Source organism: Rossellomorea oryzaecorticis, assembly GCF_045897515.1.
GTDB lineage: Bacteria > Bacillota > Bacilli > Bacillales > Bacillaceae_B > Rossellomorea > Rossellomorea enclensis.
The window spans coordinates 100,643-119,221 of the sequence record NZ_JBJOSA010000002.1 but is presented as its reverse complement, the minus strand read 5'-3'; the positions used below and the strand labels follow the sequence as shown (position 1 = coordinate 119,221).

General features: G+C 42.7%; 19 protein-coding genes. 7 read left to right on the top strand and 12 right to left on the bottom strand.

The genetic code is table 11. The features are described 5' to 3' along the window. Window positions 1–2: 2 nt before the first annotated feature. The 4 genes from pyc to glsA form a co-directional block, all read right to left on the bottom strand. Window positions 3–3,440: a pyruvate carboxylase gene (pyc, locus tag ACKA06_RS02750; RefSeq protein WP_058298348.1), complete on the bottom strand. Its 3,438-nt coding sequence runs from the start codon at window positions 3,438–3,440 to the stop codon at window positions 3–5. 143 nt (window positions 3,441–3,583) lie between these two features. Next, a complete protein-coding gene (gene ftsW, locus ACKA06_RS02745; RefSeq protein ID WP_198259279.1) occupies window positions 3,584–4,801 on the bottom strand; it encodes a putative lipid II flippase FtsW in 1,218 nt (405 codons plus the stop codon). Between the two features lie 108 nt (window positions 4,802–4,909). Further along, complete coding sequence (locus ACKA06_RS02740) at window positions 4,910–5,191, bottom strand: YlaN family protein (protein WP_032088983.1); 282 nt, start codon at window positions 5,189–5,191, stop codon at window positions 4,910–4,912. Window positions 5,192–5,326: 135 nt separating this feature from the next. Next, the gene (gene glsA / locus ACKA06_RS02735) at window positions 5,327–6,247 is read right to left on the bottom strand and encodes a glutaminase A (protein WP_032088984.1); all 921 of its coding nucleotides are present in this window, start codon (window positions 6,245–6,247) and stop codon (window positions 5,327–5,329) included. A gap of 138 nt (window positions 6,248–6,385) precedes the next feature. On the opposite strand from glsA, the gene ACKA06_RS02730 reads away from it, so the two are divergent. Continuing rightward, a complete protein-coding gene (locus ACKA06_RS02730) occupies window positions 6,386–6,883 on the top strand; it encodes a hypothetical protein (RefSeq protein WP_032088985.1) in 498 nt (165 codons plus the stop codon). 102 nt (window positions 6,884–6,985) lie between these two features. On the opposite strand, the gene ACKA06_RS02725 is transcribed toward ACKA06_RS02730, so the two are convergent. Beyond that, complete coding sequence (locus ACKA06_RS02725; RefSeq protein WP_198259278.1) at window positions 6,986–8,314, bottom strand: PhoH family protein; 1,329 nt, start codon at window positions 8,312–8,314, stop codon at window positions 6,986–6,988. 178 nt (window positions 8,315–8,492) lie between these two features. Here ACKA06_RS02725 and ACKA06_RS02720 point away from each other — a divergent pair, with 178 nt between their 5' ends. Beyond that, window positions 8,493–9,095, top strand: coding sequence for a YhcN/YlaJ family sporulation lipoprotein (locus tag ACKA06_RS02720; RefSeq protein WP_032088987.1), 603 nt, complete (start codon window positions 8,493–8,495; stop codon window positions 9,093–9,095). Between the two features lie 34 nt (window positions 9,096–9,129). Here ACKA06_RS02720 and ACKA06_RS02715 read toward each other — a convergent pair whose 3' ends face one another. Further along, on the bottom strand, window positions 9,130–9,585 hold the full coding sequence (locus ACKA06_RS02715) for a pyridoxamine 5'-phosphate oxidase family protein (protein WP_032088988.1): 456 nt from the start codon (window positions 9,583–9,585) through the stop codon (window positions 9,130–9,132). Between the two features lie 197 nt (window positions 9,586–9,782). Between ACKA06_RS02715 and ACKA06_RS02710 the strand changes: the two genes are divergently transcribed. Continuing rightward, window positions 9,783–9,983 carry a YlaI family protein gene (locus ACKA06_RS02710; protein ID WP_032088989.1) on the top strand — a complete coding sequence of 67 codons (201 nt, stop codon included), beginning with the start codon at window positions 9,783–9,785 and terminating at the stop codon, window positions 9,981–9,983. Then, window positions 9,973–10,428 (top strand): hypothetical protein, encoded by a 456-nt coding sequence (locus ACKA06_RS02705; protein WP_032088990.1) that lies wholly within the window; start codon window positions 9,973–9,975, stop codon window positions 10,426–10,428. Before ACKA06_RS02710 ends, ACKA06_RS02705 begins: the two co-directional genes overlap by 11 nt. 38 nt (window positions 10,429–10,466) lie before the next feature. On the opposite strand, the gene ACKA06_RS02700 is transcribed toward ACKA06_RS02705, so the two are convergent. Both ACKA06_RS02700 and typA read right to left on the bottom strand, forming a co-directional pair. Beyond that, window positions 10,467–10,775, bottom strand: coding sequence for a YlaH-like family protein (locus ACKA06_RS02700; RefSeq protein WP_032088993.1), 309 nt, complete (start codon window positions 10,773–10,775; stop codon window positions 10,467–10,469). 23 nt (window positions 10,776–10,798) lie between these two features. After that, window positions 10,799–12,637 (bottom strand): translational GTPase TypA, encoded by a 1,839-nt coding sequence (gene typA, locus ACKA06_RS02695; protein WP_032088994.1) that lies wholly within the window; start codon window positions 12,635–12,637, stop codon window positions 10,799–10,801. A gap of 277 nt (window positions 12,638–12,914) precedes the next feature. Between typA and ACKA06_RS02690 the strand changes: the two genes are divergently transcribed. Next, on the top strand, window positions 12,915–13,100 hold the full coding sequence (locus ACKA06_RS02690; RefSeq protein WP_032088995.1) for a YlaF family protein: 186 nt from the start codon (window positions 12,915–12,917) through the stop codon (window positions 13,098–13,100). Window positions 13,101–13,547: 447 nt separating this feature from the next. Here the strand turns inward: ACKA06_RS02690 and ACKA06_RS02685 are convergent, their stop codons facing one another. Both ACKA06_RS02685 and ACKA06_RS02680 read right to left on the bottom strand, forming a co-directional pair. After that, entirely contained in the window at window positions 13,548–14,339 is a 792-nt protein-coding gene (locus tag ACKA06_RS02685) for an inositol monophosphatase family protein (RefSeq protein WP_032088997.1), read from the bottom strand. 212 nt (window positions 14,340–14,551) lie between these two features. Further along, window positions 14,552–14,737 carry a hypothetical protein gene (locus ACKA06_RS02680; protein ID WP_318293704.1) on the bottom strand — a complete coding sequence of 62 codons (186 nt, stop codon included), beginning with the start codon at window positions 14,735–14,737 and terminating at the stop codon, window positions 14,552–14,554. Window positions 14,738–14,928: 191 nt separating this feature from the next. On the opposite strand from ACKA06_RS02680, the gene ACKA06_RS02675 reads away from it, so the two are divergent. Further along, a complete protein-coding gene (locus tag ACKA06_RS02675) occupies window positions 14,929–15,549 on the top strand; it encodes a YktB family protein (protein WP_032088999.1) in 621 nt (206 codons plus the stop codon). A gap of 43 nt (window positions 15,550–15,592) precedes the next feature. Here the strand turns inward: ACKA06_RS02675 and ACKA06_RS02670 are convergent, their stop codons facing one another. Together ACKA06_RS02670 and ACKA06_RS02665 are read right to left on the bottom strand one after the other, a co-directional pair. After that, window positions 15,593–15,865, bottom strand: coding sequence for a UPF0223 family protein (locus ACKA06_RS02670; protein ID WP_032089000.1), 273 nt, complete (start codon window positions 15,863–15,865; stop codon window positions 15,593–15,595). 19 nt (window positions 15,866–15,884) lie between these two features. Beyond that, entirely contained in the window at window positions 15,885–16,841 is a 957-nt protein-coding gene (locus ACKA06_RS02665) for an NAD(P)H-dependent flavin oxidoreductase (RefSeq protein ID WP_032089001.1), read from the bottom strand. 199 nt (window positions 16,842–17,040) lie between these two features. Here ACKA06_RS02665 and ACKA06_RS02660 point away from each other — a divergent pair, with 199 nt between their 5' ends. Next, window positions 17,041–18,510 carry an aminotransferase class I/II-fold pyridoxal phosphate-dependent enzyme gene (locus ACKA06_RS02660; RefSeq protein ID WP_032089004.1) on the top strand — a complete coding sequence of 490 codons (1,470 nt, stop codon included), beginning with the start codon at window positions 17,041–17,043 and terminating at the stop codon, window positions 18,508–18,510. The last annotated feature ends 69 nt before the right edge of the window (window positions 18,511–18,579 follow it).

Here is an 18,579-nt window from a genome sequence, read left to right as displayed (position 1 = left end):
TGTTATTTTTGCATTTCTATCAATAAATCCCCCGGACTGATTGCATCTCCGCTTCCTACATAAATGTCTTTTACGGTTCCAGAGAATGGTGCCTGGACGGTGGTTTCCATTTTCATGGCCTCTGTGATCATCAGGTGATCACCTTTTTCCACCTTTTCGCCCTTTTCTACAATCACCCTGATGACTGTTCCCGGCATAGAAGCCCCGATATGAGTTTCATCCTTAGGATCAACTTTTCTTTTTGCGGCTACCGTGGATTTGATATTTTCATCTTTGATTACAACCTCACGCGGCTGTCCATTTAACTCAAAATAAACGACTCTTGTACCATCAGCCTGAGCCTGACCAATTGATACCAGTTTTACGATCAAGGTTTTTCCAGTCTCGATTTCAACTTCGATTTCCTCGCCCAGTCTCATTCCGAACAGGAATGTAGGTGTATCAAGAACGGAAATGTCACCGAATTGTTCAAGTGTTTGTGCATAGTCGGAAAATACTTTTGGATATAGTGCATATCCAAGTGCATCAAAGCTGGTGACCGGACGGTTGAGTTGTTCATAGAGCTTTTCTTTCAATTTCGTAAAGTCTACGTCATCCAGCAGTTCCCCAGGACGTACGGTTAATGGGTTTCTCCCTTTAAGAATGACTTTCTGCAGTTCCTCAGGGAATCCTCCATGCGGCTGCCCGAGATATCCTTCAAACAGTTCAACAACTGAATCCGGGAAGTCTATCTTTTCACCCTTTTCAATGACATCCTGTTCTGAGAGATCATTTTGCACCATGAATAGAGCCATGTCCCCTACCACTTTGGAGGAAGGTGTAACCTTGACGATATCACCAAATAGATGATTGACCCTTGCATACATCTCTTTCACTTCTTCCCAGCGTTCGCCAAGCCCGACGGCTTTTGCCTGCTGCTGAAGATTACTGTATTGGCCGCCTGGCATCTCATGCTTATAAACTTCAGGATGCGGTGACATCATACCGCTTTCGAAGTCGGTATAGTATTTACGCACATCTTCCCAGTAGTGGGAAAGTGATTCAAGGGATTCAACATTGACTTCCGGCTCTCTTTCAGTACCTTTTAAAGCATAATAGAGTGAGTTCGCACTAGGCTGTGAAGTCAGTCCAGACATCGTGCTGAGAGCGGTATCTACGATATCTACACCTGCATCAATCGCTCTTGCATAAGTATAAATACCATTTCCGCTTGTATCATGTGTATGCAGGTGAATAGGGAGGCTTACAGATTCTTTCAGTTCGGAAATAAGCCTGTATGCAGCCTGTGGTTTCAATAACCCTGCCATATCCTTGATTGCAAGGATATGCGCTCCGCTCGCTTCAAGTTCCTTTGCAAGATTCTTGTAATAGTCAATATCATATTTGGTACGTGTCGGGTCATCGATATCCCCGGTGTAACAAATGGCTGCTTCAGCAATTTTCCCGCTCTGTCTTACGGAATCAATTGCGACTTCCATTCCTTTCACCCAGTTCAGACTGTCAAAGATCCTGAATACATCGATACCTGCAAATGCAGATTTCTCCACGAACTCCCTGATGACATTATCCGGATAATTCTTGTAACCAACTGCGTTGGAAGCCCTTAACAACATTTGGAATAACACATTTGGAATGCGTTCCCTCAACGTCAACAAGCGGTTCCATGGGTCTTCTTTCAAGAAGCGGTAGGCAACATCAAATGTAGCCCCTCCCCACATTTCAAAGGAGAACATATCAGGAAGAAGATGGGATGTCGGCTCTGCAATCTGCTTCAGATCATTCGTTCTGACACGGGTAGCCAGGAGTGACTGGTGCGCATCACGGAATGTAGTATCTGTCAAAAGTACCTGCTTCTGGTCCTTAACCCAGTTTACCAGCCCTTCAGCGCCATGCTGATCCAGTATTTGTTTGGTTCCGGGTTTTGCTGTCCCTGTAGGATCGAATTCAGGCATCCTTGGTCTGGAGAATACCGGCTTTTTCTTCTTTTCCACTCCCGGGAAGCCATTGACGGTCACATTTCCTATATAAGAGAGCATTTTCGTTCCGCGGTCTTTTCGTTTAGGAAAAATGAATAGTTCAGGAGTCGTATCGATGAATGATGTATCATATTCTCCAGTGATGAACTTTTCATGTTTCACGACGTTCTCCAGGAAAGGGATATTGGTCTTGATTCCGCGAATTCTAAATTCTTGAAGATTTCTGACCATTTTCGATGCAGCTTGTTCAAATGTCAAGGCCCATGTCGAAAGCTTTACAAGCAGGGAATCATAATATGGTGTGACGATTGCACCCTGATATCCATTCCCGGCGTCAAGCCGGACACCGAATCCTCCACCTGATCTGTATGCCATGATCTTTCCTGTGTCCGGCATGAAGTTATTTAGCGGATCCTCAGTTGTTACCCTTGACTGAATGGCATATCCATGCAGCTTGACATCTTCCTGCAGGGGTATGCCCACTTCACGGCTGTGCAGGGCATGTCCTTCGGCAATGAGCAGCTGGGATTGAACGATATCCACCCCTGTCACCATTTCTGTGATGGTGTGCTCGACCTGTACCCTCGGGTTCACTTCTATGAAATAAAATTGGTTGTTTGCAACTAGAAATTCAACCGTACCGGCATTCACATATTTCACGTTATCCATCAAGCGTACTGCCGCTTCACAAATATCCTCTCTTAATTTGTCATCAAGGGATACGGAAGGGGCGATTTCCACAACCTTCTGGTGCCGCCTTTGAATCGAGCAGTCCCGTTCAAAAAGATGAACAATGTTTCCATCGGCATCCCCAAGGATCTGAACCTCGATATGCTTTGGATTTTCCACAAATTTTTCTACATAGATTTCATCATTTCCAAATGCCGCTTTTGCTTCAGACTTGGCACGTTCATATGCCTCTTTCAGGGTCTCAAGGTTTCGGACGATCCTCATGCCGCGGCCTCCCCCGCCAAGGGATGCTTTGATGATGATTGGGAATCCTGCTTCCTTTCCAAAGCTGATCACTTCTTCAAGGCTTGTAACCGGTCCGTCACTTCCGGGAATGACAGGGATATCTGCCAGCTGGGCTTGTTTTCTTGCCTTGACCTTATCCCCGAACATGTCCAAGTGAGTTGAATGAGGCCCAACGAAAATGATGCCCTCTTCTTCACATCTTCTGGCAAAATGAATATTTTCAGAAAGGAATCCGTAACCTGGATGGATGGCATCCACATCTGATTTTTTTGCTATTTTAATAATGCCTTCTATATCGAGATAGGCATCGATCGGTTTCTTATCTTCACCGACTAAGTAAGCTTCATCTGCTTTATACCGGTGATAGGAGCCTGAATCTTCTTTACTGTAGACTGCAACAGTCCTGATGTTCAATTCCGTACAGGCACGGAATACGCGGATGGCAATTTCCCCGCGGTTTGCGACTAATACCTTTTGAATTTTCTTCAATACAATCTCTCCTTTAAGTTAGTTCATGATTGAAAATCTTTCATTACTAGTCTATTAAAAAAGGACTGACCCGAAAGATGGATACTAGCGTATCTTAGGGGGCAGACCCTAGACATAGAGATTTTAAATTCCCTATTAGAGACCTACATTTTTACACCATATATTCTCTTGTTACTAGACATATTCTCCAAAGGTTCGTCATTTTCCTTCTTTGTTTTATATTTTTCTTCATATTTCACAAACATCGAAACATTCACAAGGACACCGAGCGATAATGAAAGGACCAGCAGTGAAGATCCCCCGTAACTGATGAAAGGCAGGGGCACACCGGTGATCGGGATGAGTCCGGAAACCCCTCCTAAATTGATGAAAGCCTGTATACCAATCATACTTGAGATCCCGATCGCAAGCATCGTCCCAAATGGATCCTGGCATTTCACACCGATATAGATGCCTCTTAACACGATATAAGTAAGACCCAGAATAACAAAACTGACTCCGAAGACACCCAGTTCTTCCGCAATGATCGCCATGATGAAATCAGTCTGAGGTTCCGGTATGTAGCCGAGCTTCTGGATACTCTGTCCAAGGCCAAGCCCCTGAACCCCGCCGGAACCAATCGCAAGATAGGAGTTTACAAGCTGATAACCTTCCCCTTGAGCGTCCTTAAATGGCGAAAGATAAGCCTCGATCCTGCTCATCCTTTCAGTGGTAAAGATGAATCCCCTTGCCAGATAGATGAAGGGAGAAACGATGACCAGCAGACCGGCTCCTATACCTGCAAGCTTTGAGATCGTCCGGAAATTGATTCCCGAACACAGGATGACGATTGCCCCGATCATAAAAATAATCGCTGCCGTCCCAAAATCCGGTTCAAGAAAAACAATGAAGCATATGAACCCGAGAAAAATCAATGGCGGAGCAAGCCCCCGATTCAAATCATTTATATAAGCCTGTTTCTTTGAATACACGGAACCTAAGTATATGACAACCGCCAGCTTGGCAAATTCAGAAGGCTGAATCCTCATGAAACCCAGATTGATCCAGCTTCTGGCATTATTGACTTCACTTCCGAATATATGTACTGAAACGAGCATGATGATGATGACGGTCATAAGCCCTTTTATGATTTTCCCTACTTGAAAGGCTTTATAAGGGAACCAGGCAGCAACTGTAAATGCAGCAAATCCTATGAGTACGTTGATCAGCTGCTTCTTATAGAAATAATCGCTTGTAAGATCAAATCGTTCCACAGCCATCACCATGCTGGCACTGTAAACCATCACCAATCCAAAAAAGCACAGGAATATGTACACAGCTATCAAAGAATAGTCATAGGACTTCAATATTTTTTTAATCATGACAATTCAACCCTTTATCTATTTCATTTTCTTTTTCGGCAATTTATGCACCTCTATAAAAAAACTCAAACAACAGTGTTCATTATTGTTTGAGTTGTCATGACTATTTTACTTTTTTGTGGACGCTTCATGAAGGGCAGAAAGTTCCCTTTCCAAAGAATCAATCAGTTCCTTCCCATCTCCGTCATCCACCAGTCCCAACCGGACAGCAAATTCTATTTCACGGGATAATCCGAACATTTGGGTATCCAATACTTCCTCGTAAAGAGGACATTGGGGCATCGTTAAATTATCCATTTGCACTTTAATTAGCTGTAAAATCTTTTCCGCATCAGCCTTTAATAACTCATAGGCTTTTTCTCGATGATTAACTGTCATTTCTGACGCCACAGTGATCCCCCCATTCCGTACAAATAGCATTCCTGTCTTAAAATTTTATCGTTAAACTGCACAAATTGCAAGAATAATTAACGTTTTTGTAAGGAACGAATTTGGATTGAAGGGCCGGTTCACAATTAGCCGATGCTAGAAAATACTCCAGGAATATTTAGCACTGAGCCCTTCCAGAAGCTTGGTGCCGGCAATACTATTCCCTACTTCATCCAGAGCAGGGCCGAAGATGCCGATCCCGCATTTTCCCGGTACACTCCCCATGATTCCGCCGGATACCCCGCTCTTTGCAGGGATCCCTACCTTAATGGCAAACTCACCCGAACTGTTGTACATTCCACATGTCACCATAAAGGTTTTACATATCCTTGCGACATCTTTGGATATAAGCTGCCTTCCGCTTTCGGGATCCAGTCCGTCATTGGCAAAGACAGCCCCCATTTTGGCCAAATCCACACAATTCATTTCCACTGCACATTGCTTCGTGTATAACACCAATAAATCCTCTATATTCCCCGTTATCACTCCATGCTGCTTCATAAAATAGCAAAGCGAACGATTCAGGTTGGCGGTCTGGAGTTCTGAATAAGCAACATCTTCATTGTATGTAACTTGCTGCCCTGTCAAATGAGAGATGAATTCAATCAACCTGTCCCATTTTTCTATGACTGTATCTCCTTTGATCATATGCGTCACTGCCAAGGCGCCTGCATTGATCATTGGGTTGAGGGGCTTCGAAGGTATGTTCGTTTCTAATTTGGCAATTGAATTGAATGGATCGCCCGTGGGCTCCATTCCTACTTTGGAAAACACCTCATCTTCTCCATTATCCATTAATACAAGTGCCAGGGTGATGACTTTTGAAATACTCTGCAGGGTGAATTTTTTAAGATGATCTCCTGCATAATAAGATTCATTTTCAATGGAGTATATACAAATAGCTAAATCATCCGGATTTTGATTGCTTAACGCAGGGATATAATCTGCGACCTTTCCATATGGGGCAAAAGCCCTCGCGATATCGACCAGTTCTCCCAGTAGTTTTTGATCTGACATTTTTCCTCACTCTCCTTCATTCTCTAGTAAGTTTCCCTAAATCGGTAAATTGAAAACAGTGAAAATGCTTACACAAAATCATGTGACAAAAAGATTTATAACCGATATACTAGAACTATTGAAAGGGAGGAATCTGTTGTGGAAAGCATCGTACCGATCAAAGGTAAAGTTAAGTTTGTCATCACGTTAGATTCCGGAGTATGGATTTTTGATGACAGAAAAATTGATTTAAACACTTTCTTTGAAGAAGGAAGTATAATGAAAGATGAACTGGAAGAATATACAAAAGCGGTGTCGAAGCATTGGTCCCGCGAAATCCAGGAGGGTGCCACATATCCTCCTACATTGAAGACGGAAAAGAAGTATGAAAAGGAAAAGGTTCTTACCGGTACTTTCGCCATACCATTTGCACCATTTTTAAAAAACGCGGAACCGCATGAAGATGCCTCAACTATTATTATCGAGACAGAGTCCGGTGAATTCAACTTCCCTGTTGAAAAAGCCGAAGAACTGCTGATGGCCTTTTCAAAGGACGGGAAACCTTTGAAAGAAGACGGACCTGTTCATATCCTTCTTAAAGATGGGTCCAATAAAGAAAATCCAATTAAAAATGTAAAAGCCTTTCGACTGGAATAAAGATCAAATGGTTTCTACATAACTAAACCCGGCGCAGGAACCTCTGCACCGGGTTTTTCATAAGGTATAAATGTAATTAATTTCCACCAAAACAGATTCGCTTTATAAGAGATCTGCCGCAAGCTGGGCAAGCCCGGAACGTTCACCTTTCATCAATTTCACATGGCCCGCTATCCGTTGCTCTTTAAATTTTTCTACTACGTAGGTCAGACCGTTGTTATATTCATCAAGATAAGGATGGTCGATTTGTGCGGGGTCACCCATCAGGACGATTTTACTTCTTTCCCCTACCCTTGTTAATATCGTTTTCACTTCATGCTTTGTGAGGTTTTGCGCTTCATCAATGATAATGAATTGATCAGGTATGCTTCTGCCTCTTATATAAGTCAGTGCTTCAACTTCAATCGAGGCCATACCGGCTAATATATCATCAAGTTCCCCAGGTTTTTTTACATTGAACAGATACTCGAGGTTATCATAGATCGGCTGCATCCATGGTCTGAGTTTTTCTTGTTTTTCCCCCGGCAGATACCCTATATCTTTACCCACTGGTACAATCGGACGGGCTACCAATAGCTTATTGAATTTATGAAAGTCCTCTGTTTGAAGCAGTCCCGCTGCCAGAGCAAGGAGGGTCTTTCCCGTACCCGCTTTACCAATCATCGTGACCAGTGAAATATCATCCCTAAGTAAAAGTTCGGTTGCCATCGTCTGCTGGACGTTCCTCGCTTTAATCCCCCACATATGGTCATGATCATACACTAATTTCTTCAGCTTCGTCCCAGAGCCATCCACCATCCCGACAGCAGAAGCAGAACTGCCCAGTGCATCTTTCAATATGATAAATTCATGTGAATAAAATCGCTGCTTCGTTATATCTTTAAGGGTCAATTCCCCATTTTCATAAAATTTGTCCACTGCACCTTTTTCAACAAATAACTCATTGAATCCGGTATATATATCGTTGACCTCCACTACCCGGTCGCTCAGAAAGTCCTCAGCCTGCAACCCCAGTGCATCAGCCTTGACTCTCACCAGCGTGTCTTTACTTACCAATATAACCGATTTTCCGTTTTCTTTGGCTTCTTCCTCCAAAGAGAGGTTTTTTGCGACGGCCAATATCCGGTTATCATTTGTTTTTTCCACAAATATCTCTTGCAGTTCCTGGAAGGAACGATGGTTTAACTCTATTCTCAGTGACCCGCCTGTGTACAACGGAATCTTTTCATGGAGCTTTCCTTCTTGCCTTAAATTATCGATCAGTTTCGATACATGTCTTGCGTTTCGTCCGATTTCATCCATATAACGCTTCTTCGAATCCACTTCTTCTAATACGACCGCTGGTATAACCACCTCATTGTCCTGAAACGAAAAGATGGCTTGTGGATCTTGTAATAAGACATTGGTATCTAATACATAAATTTTTTTCAAATCGATGCCTCCTGCTCCTCATTTCTTATTACTATTGTATGTAGCCAAAGTTGATCCGGTTATTCCCAGCTACTCAAATAGGACGGCCCGTTTCTTAAAATATATGAATAAACGTATAAAGATAGAAGAAAATTACACAATAAGAAAAGATAATGAAATTAACCCGGGAGGTACTGACATGAATAAATTCATCTCTCTGCTTGGAATTGTCCTCTTTCTGACGGCTTGCGCCAACAATAAAGAGGTCGGTTACAATAAAAATCCACAATCTGACCCAAACAAACCGATCACGGTCCAAGACAGCAACATCCAGCATGTTGAAAGAAAATCCGGACAGCAAATTTCAAAACATCTGGTTAACCTGACTACAAGAGTTCCGGATGTAAGAGATGCAACCGCCGTCGTCATAGGAAAATACGCTTTTGTAGGAATCGATATCGATTCCAATGTCGAACGTTCTGAAGTCGGTTCGATTAAATACTCTGTTGCAGAAGCCTTGAAAGATGATCCTTATGGGGCACAGGCAATCGTAGTCGCAGACCCTGACGTAAATGCACGCTTGAAAGAAATAAGCAAGGATATCCAGCGCGGAGAACCTGTACAGGGAATCATGAACGAACTCTCAGACATTTCCGGCAGGCTCATGCCTGAAATTCCACGCTCCCTTAAGCAGACAGACCCTGAAAATGCTCCAAAACAACCAAAGAAAAAAATGAACCAGACAAAAGAAAATCAGCTAAACAAAGAACAGGAAGACCAGAGCGAGAATCATATCGAATAGGCTCTGAAATATAAAAAGCCATGAAAAAGCTGATTCAGGCTTTTTTCATGGCTTCTATTACTTGGCGGTCCAGGCGTTCCGCAGCGGCTTTATCATACGTCTTCTCATAAGCAGGCTCTGCTGAGATCCTGGAGCCGTAAAACATGACATCCCTCACCTCTTCGATCTTCATCTTAATCAAAGTGAGTTTCAACGGTACACCTTCAAGCTGTACCTGACTGATTTCCGTCTTCCCGGCAATCGAATAAGTTGATTCATTTGCAATTAAGTTAATAACAGCAAGCGGATTCTTCTTGATATTCTCAACGATTTTGGATTTCTGATTCACAGTGAAAAGTACTGTTTCTTCATCCTTCGCCAAAATCCATGAAACTGCATTGACATTCGGTCCTCCCGTTTCATGATCTACGGTGGACAAGGTAACAAAGCGTTCAGATTGAAGTTCCTCGAATAGTACCGGGATCAAGCCCGGTTCCACTTGGTTAGCCAAAACAATCACTCCTCCCTGGTCCTTCATTAAGAAAAATTCGTCATGAAATTTAATTGTCCTTCTTTTTATTTTGATATCATTATACATCATATAATGAAGATTAAAAATGTGCTGTAAGTAAATTGAAGCGTTCTCTCATACTACATGATATACTAAAATGAGAAATCTTATGAGAGAAAAAGCAATGAGGTGTTAATATGCGTGTTAAATGTGCTCTATGCGAAGTAATAGAAAATATTGAAGATTATTCGCTGCAGGCGAAAAGATTAAGGAACAGACCCATTCACACTTATATGTGTGACCCATGCCACAAGCGTATCACTAAAAAAACAGAAGAACGTGCCGCAACAGGTAACTTCAAACTTTACCGCTCTCCAAAAGTAGAAGATGAATTCTAAAGAGTCCCTCAAGGGAATCTTTATCGGCATCGTATCGGGAATCCTGCTGGGCCTCACCCTGAAACTGCTGCAGGGACTGACTGGAATAAAAGTATACATACTCCTGCTCAATGTGGATTTCATACCTTATTTAGGGGCTGTCCAATGGCCGGAGTTGATGGAATTCATTTTCCATTTGATTGTTTCCTGTCTGATCGGAATGGTTTTTGTGATGATAGTCCACCGATTTAAACTAGCCGGCATATCCGTATGGATAACATCATTTGCGTTGACCCTGCCCGCATTCTTGTTATACTTTCCGCTTTCTTCACTTGCCATAAAGGATGTCCCCGCTCCTCATGATCCCACAGCCATCCTGCTTTGGCTGACCGGCCATTTGGTATATGGTGCATCCATCCCCCTTTTATTTCTGGCTATAGAGAACCATAAGGGGAAAACCAATTAATAGAAAAAAGCTGCAGTTATAAGCCTGCAGCTTTTTTTCTATACATTTCCTTTTTTCTTTTCATTGTTCAAGCGGACCTTATAAATAATCAGGATAAGAGCCGCTACGACAAGACCCTCTGCAACCGGTAAAAAGATACCCAAAAACGTCAGAACCGTACATCCGACAATCAAGAATAAATAAATCACGATCGATTTACCAAGCGGCAGCTTTTGGGCAAAACCAAGCTTGTACACTAATATAGAGAGTCCCACAATGGTTAAGTAAAGAAGCCACATCCCCAATTCCGCATTTTGATCAACACGGTAAAGGGATGCGAAAAAGGACAAACGCTCAGTTACATCCATTTCCTGCTCCCCCTTCACTCAGTTTATTGAGATACCTTGCTCTTTTTCTCCGCTCTTTCACGTTCATTCTTATCAAGAATTTTTTTACGGAGGCGGATTGATTCCGGCGTTACTTCACAGTACTCGTCATCATTCAGATATTCAAGGGATTCCTCAAGCGTCATGATGCGAGCTTTCTTAATCGTAACCGTTTGGTCCTTATTTGCTGAACGGACGTTTGTCGCCTGTTTAACCTTCGTGATATTAACGGTAATATCATTTTCTCTTGTATGCTCTCCAACGATCATACCGCCATATATTTCTGTACCTGCTTCAACGAAGATAATTCCGCGATCTTCTACTTGCATGATCCCGTATTGTGATGCCTTACCTGTTTCCATTGAAACCAATACACCTTGACGACGTCCGCCGACACGGCCTTTTTGCAGCGGCTGGTAGCTGTCGAACGTGTGGTTGATGATACCATATCCACGTGTAAGGGTCATAAACTCTGTAGAATAACCGATTAAACCACGAGCAGGAACCATAAACATTAAACGTACTTGACCATTACCGTTGTTAACCATATCAAGCATTTCACCTTTACGCTGTCCAAGGGATTCAATGACTCCGCCCATATATTCTTCCGGTATATCAATTTGAACACGCTCTACAGGCTCGCTCTTCACACCGTCAACTTCTTTGATGATGACTTGTGGTTTAGATACTTGCAATTCGTACCCTTCACGACGCATGTTTTCAATCAAGATGGAAAGGTGAAGCTCACCACGTCCGGAAACCGTCCATGCATCAGGTGAATCTGTTGGTTCAACACGTAAACTTACATCTGTTTGGAGCTGAGCCAGCAATCTCTCTTCAATCTTTCTTGAAGTAACATATTTACCTTCTCTGCCGGCAAACGGACTGTTGTTCACAAGGAATGTCATTTGCAGGGTAGGTTCGTCAATACGAAGGACCGGCAGCTGGTCCTGATGTTCAACCGGGCAAACCGTTTCGCCCACGTTGATATCTTCCATTCCTGAAACAGCGATTAAATCGCCTGCTTTTGCTTCCTGAATTTCTTCACGCTTCAGACCAAAGAAACCGAAAATCTTTGTAACACGGAACTGTTTAACAGAGCCGTCAAGCTTCATAAGTGCAACCTGCTGACCAACTTTCATCGTTCCTCTGAACACACGTCCGATTCCGATACGGCCGACATAATCATTGTAATCAAGCAATGCCACCTGGAATTGAAGAGGTTCCTCAGAATTATCGACTGGTGCAGGGATATGCTCAATGATTGAGTCATATAAACACTGCATGTTCTCATCTTGTTTGGCAGGATCTGGATCGGTGCTTGCAGTACCGTTGATGGCAGACGCATAAACAACAGGGAATTCAAGCTGTTCATCATTCGCATCCAGTTCAATGAATAATTCCAATACCTCGTCAATAACTTCTTCAGGACGCGCTGAAGGCTTGTCAATCTTATTAACGACAACGATCGGTGTAAGATTTTGTTCAAGTGCTTTCTTTAGGACGAAACGAGTCTGAGGCATACAGCCTTCGTACGCATCGACAACAAGCAGAACACCATCTACCATTTTCATGATACGTTCCACTTCGCCGCCAAAGTCAGCATGTCCCGGTGTATCAAGAATATTGATTCGTGAATCTTTATATTGAATCGCCGTATTTTTCGCCAAAATTGTAATACCGCGTTCTCTTTCCAAGTCATTCGAATCCATCGCGCGCTCTGAAACTTGTTCATTTTCGCGGAAGATTCCAGATTGCTTTAACAGCTCATCAACCAATGTCGTTTTACCATGGTCAACGTGAGCGATGATAGCAATATTTCTAAGATCATTTCTTAAGTTCATATTTCCACTCCTGAATATATTGGATTTCTTTCCTGGAAGGCTAAAGATAATGGGTAATTCTGTTCAACTAGACCATTATAGCACAGCACAGCTGAAATCCCTAATAAATATTGAATGAATCGGTCCCGGGGTTATTGAAAGCTCTGATAACACTCTTTTATATTTGCCGTTGCACATTCCTGTGGCTCTATGTAGAATTTAAGTAAGCAGTTTCATTTGCTATTTGTTTTTTATTCGCATAACTATCATTGAAATACATATTAGCGGAGGTGTTTATATGGGTAATATCAAATGGATCTTCGTACTTTATTCTGTTTTGGCCGCCGTATCCCTGATGGGCGTCGCCATATCAATAAGTCTGGCAAGCCCTCTTTTAGCAGCGGGAAGCATCATTGCTCTTACGATTATCATGGGGTTCGGTTTCACTACAAAAAAGAGATACCGGGAAGAAGGCAGGCTGTAATAAATATTTTTAAAATGCTGCTATGAAGATAAAACACTATCTAATGACGATAGGCTCTAATCATCGCTATTGATTTCCGTGCAAGACTTCGCTTTCCGCGGGTAGCCCGTGAGCCTCCTCGGCAAGCCTGCGGTTAGAAAAGCGGAAGGGCTTTGGTTAGAGGCGGGTGGCATAAGGCGAATCGTCCACTAAGGCGTTCTTTGCCTTCTTGGGCTAGTTGACTTATGACATGTGCCTCTAAGCCCTGGAGCTGGACAGGTCTCACCTAACCCGCTGTTCCCGCAGGAGTCTTCGTCTTACACTCCAATCAACCGCTTATAGAGAGCTTACAACTAAAAATGTACTTTCAAACTAAAAATCCGATAATAATTGACTGATCAGTCAATTATTATCGGATTTTAATTAGACTAAAACACTTTTGCCCCATCCTCTTTTTAATCTATAGAATCAGTTCTTAAGATAGTTGTTCAAAATCTTCCCGTGCAGCCCTGGTTTTCCTACAAATAAAGAACTTTTATTCAGAGGGTTCAGTTCATTTCCTTCTAAATCAGTAACAACCCCTCCGACTTCTTCAATCAGGATCTTTCCGGCAGCGAAATCCCATGGCGCCAGGCGCATGCTGATATATGCATCGAGCCTTCCAGAGGCAATGTACGCCATTTCAATCGCAGCAGAACCATATGAACGCGTCCCCCTCACTTTTTGAACCAATGGTGCCAATATTTCAGGGTCAATGCGCTTGTTAGTGGTCATCCATTGAGCATTTAAAGCAATGACGGAATCTTCCACGGCAACCTCATTGAGAACAGGCAGCTTTTGATCATTCATATAAGCTCCCCTCCCCTTTTCAGCATGATACAGCTCATCGTGAACGACATCATAAATATATCCAAGGACACCTTGCTTACCATCATACACCCCTATGGATATAGCAAAATTCCTTTGTTGATGGACAAAATTCATAGTGCCGTCTATCGGGTCGATAATCCAGGTCACCCCGGACAATTCGCTCAATTCGTCACCGAATCCTTCTTCTCCCATGATATGATGATGTTTATATGTACTTCTGATTTTCTCAATAAAATAACGCTCTGTTGCTTCATCCATATTCGTGACCAAATCATTGCGGTTGGACTTTGTTTTTATATTCAGTTCATCTTGAAAGGAGTCGCGGATCTTCTTCCCCGCCTCCATGATCCAATCTCTGGCATTTCGGTCCAATTCTTTCCAATTTGTCAATTTAATGACCTCCAATACTAGTCTTCATACCAACTTGAAGTGTTCCTTTAGCTCTTTAGCTTAATGGAAAAAAAGGGGAGATTCAAGTTTTTAACCTTTTCGCGCCATATTAAGCGGACAAAAAAAAGAACTCTACGTATGTAAACGGAAGAGTTCGCCATAATCGTTCATTTCGAATCCTTTCATCGTATACCCTTTCTGTGTTCAAATCATTATAAAGCCTTCATTTTAATTAATTCTTCACGGATATTCATAAGCTTTTCTTTTGACTTTGATTGATTTTCTTTGTTTTTAGTCTGGATCGCCTCGAACAATACAGCTAATTCATAATCCATTTCAAGTCTCAATACGTTTAGACGCTGCTGCTGGACATCCCGTTTTTTTGACGTGTTCATCACTTGTTTCAATGTCGTGCACCCCTTCCGTGTTTTTCAATTTATCTGATTGTTCTGATAATATTTAATACATAATATGAAATTTCATCTCATCATGTAACTAAAATGTGCAGACACCCATTGGTGAAACGGATCATTACATTTTATCCCTTTCCTTGTGTTAAAATATGAACATCAGGTAAGGAGGCTGCACGATGAAATTCAACGGATTTACTGATAATGACTTTGATGTGTTTAAAATTGATGGATTAGAAAATAGAATGGAAGCCATTCAACAGCATATACGCCCTAAACTTGAATATCTTGGACAATATTTCACACCTGCGCTCAGCACGTTGACCGGCGACGAAATGTTCTACCATGTAGCCAAGCACGCACGCCGTTCTGTAAACCCTCCAGATGATACATGGGTGGCATTCGCCAATAATAAGCGTGGGTACAAAAAACATCCTCATTTTCAAATCGGTCTTTGGAATACCCATTTATTCATCTGGTTCGCAATGATTTATGAAGCTCCCCATAAGGCGGAATTCGGTAAAAAAGCTGAAGAAAATGTGGATGAAATAAGGGATATGATTCCCTCGGACTACGTATGGTCAGGTGATCATACTAAGCCTGATGCCATAACATTTTCTTCTATGTCCCGGGACGAATTCCTGTCTCTTTGTCAAAGAGTACAAAATGTAAAGAAAGCGGAACTTCTTTGCGGTCTGCACTTGGATCGGGAAACCGTGACTGAACTTAACGGTGATGAGCTGATCCAAAAAATTGATAATGCCTTTGAAACACTTTTACCCCTTTATAAAATGAACTAAACCCTTTGTAAAGAAAAACGACAGCCTCGAGGGGCTGTCGTTTTCACTTCATGGCGACCAGTTCTGAATCACCTGTCTCTTTCATCTTTTTTACAACATGATAGGAGGAGTAACCGCTTGACTCTTCAAATTCACTGCAGATCTTTTTCTCTTCCGATTTACTCGGTACGATCTCTTTGAATTTTCGGTAACGGCCCATTAAGTCCTCTTTTTTAATACCTTTTTCATACGCTTTTTCAACTGCTTCAAAGAAAGAAATAACATCGATTACTTCTTCAGTTGTCCAGTCTATCGAGAATGGATATTGATATTCCATGTTAAGTAACACTCCTTGATTAGTTCCATTTTAAACGGATACGTTCTGCCTCACTGACCATTCTCTTTATAAGCTGATCAACGGTCGGGATATCGTTTATGAGCCCGATGACCTGCCCTGCCCATCCGAACCCCTCTTCTTTTGTACCATTATAGATATACCTTTTGTTAGCTTCTCCGCTGATGTATCCTTTTAATCCTTCATATCCCGCACCAGCTTGTTCCGCCTTAAGGATTTTATCGGTCCAGGTATTGGAAATGGCTCTGGCAGGCGCACCCAGAGAACGTTTAATCACAACTGTATCATTCTCGCTCCCTTCCAACAAGTCTCTTTTATATTCTTCTGAAGCGTGGATGCATTCTTCAGTGGCTATAAATCTGGTACCCATTTCAATGCCTTCTGCCCCGAAACTTAAAGCTGCCATAAGTCCTCTTCCGTCACCGATGCCGCCTGATGCTATCACTGGTATCGAGACGGCATCCACGACTCCCGGTATTAACACGAAGGTACCGATATCGTCTTTCCCTAAATGACCGCCTCCTTCATGGCCAACCGCCATGACGGCATCCGCTCCCAATTGCTCGGCTTTTACCGCCTGTCTTTTGGATGCAACCAGCACCATTTTAATGATATTCGTCCCTTCCAATTGCCTGAATAATGGGGCAGGATTCCCCCCTGTGATTGTCACAACAGATACTTCTTCATCAATGGCAGCCTCTACAAACTCTTCATATGGCCGCCCGTGCTGACCGATTGCAAAATTGACACCAAATGGCTTATCGGTGAGTCTCTTTACTTTTCTGATCTCTTCCTTCAGATCATCAGGGTGATCCAGGGACATTGCAGTGATTTGCCCAAGTCCGCCGGCATTCGACACTGCAGCGGCAAGTTCGGCATAAGCAAGATGAGCAAGTCCTCCTTGAATGATGGGATATTTAATGTTTAATAATTCTGTCACTCTGGTCGTCCAGTTCAATTTAACCCCTCCTGTCATACACGTATTCTTTATTGGATAAATAATTTCCTTCAAGATGATTAAAATGATTAAAGTATGGGCAAATACCACTATGCAAAGGAATACCTAGATGCTATAATTCTTTTGTTTGAAAAAAGACCATGACTCTAAAATGTACGTTATAAATATGTACTAACATATCAAAGAGGTGTTGAATGCATTGTCTCAATATGAAACCCCGTTATTTACCGGCTTAGTTGAACATAGTAAAAAGAATCCTGTCCAGTTTCACATACCCGGACATAAAAAAGGCGCCGGCATGGATCCCGATTTCAAAGAATTCATCGGTGAAAATGCCCTAAGTATCGATTTAATCAACATCGGCCCCCTAGATGACCTTCATCAGCCGAAAGGAATGATCAAGGAAGCCCAGGACCTTGCTGCAGAAGCCTTTGGAGCAGATCATACCTTCTTTTCAGTACAGGGAACGAGCGGTGCGATCATGACCATGGTAATGAGCGTATGCGGACCAGGGGATAAAATCATCGTTCCGAGAAACGTTCACAAGTCAGTCATGTCCGCGATCGTTTTCTCAGGCGCAACGCCTATCTTCATACACCCGGATATAGATGAAGATTTGGGTATATCCCATGGAATCACTACAGATGCAGTTGCAAAGGCATTGGAGCAGCATCCAGATGCCAAAGGGGTGCTAGTCATCAATCCAACATATTTTGGAATCTCTGCTGATCTAAAGAAAATCGTTGAAATTGCTCATTCTCATAATGTACCAGTCCTCGTGGATGAAGCACATGGGGTTCATATTCATTTTCACGATGACCTTCCCCTCTCAGCCATGCAGGCAGGTGCCGATCTTGCAGCGACCAGTGTACACAAACTAGGCGGTTCCATGACCCAAAGTTCGGTTTTGAACATGAAGGAAGGATTGGTTTCCGCCAAACGAGTGCAGACGATCCTGAGCATGCTGACGACCACATCCACCTCTTACCTTCTTCTTGCATCTTTGGATGTAGCAAGAAAACGCCTGGCTACAGAAGGGCACGATTTAATTAGTGACACCATACTCTTGGCGGAGAACATCAGAAATGATATCAATAAAATCGATGGTCTGTATTGCGTGGGCAAGGAGATCCTTGGCACAAAGGCTACTCACGATTATGATCCGACAAAATTAATCATATCGGTAAAGGAACTGGGAATCAGCGGTTTCGATGCTGAAAAATGGCTGAGGGAAGCTTATAATATCGAGGTCGAAATGTCCGACCTTTACAATATTCTTTGCATCATAACCCCCGGCGATACTGAGACGGAAGGCAGCCAGCTGGTCACCGGATTAAGAGAACTTGCAGCCCAGCTGAAAAAACATGGAGACATCACTCCTGTAACCGTGATGCTTCCTGATATCCCTGTCCTCTCGATGACACCCCGTGATGCATTCTATGCGGATACCGAAGTCATTCCGATCGATCAAACCGTCGGACGCACCATTGCTGAATTCATCATGGTATATCCGCCGGGCATCCCCATTTTCATACCGGGAGAGATCATTACACAGGAAAATATTGATTATATCAAAACCAATATCGATGCCGGACTCCCTGTACAAGGGCCGGAAGATTATGATTTAAGACACCTTCGTGTCATAAAAGAACACCATGCTATCAGATAAATCAAATGAGGCCCCTATTACGAAAGGGGTCTTTTTTGTTCATAACAAAAAGGTGAAGAAGGTCATCCC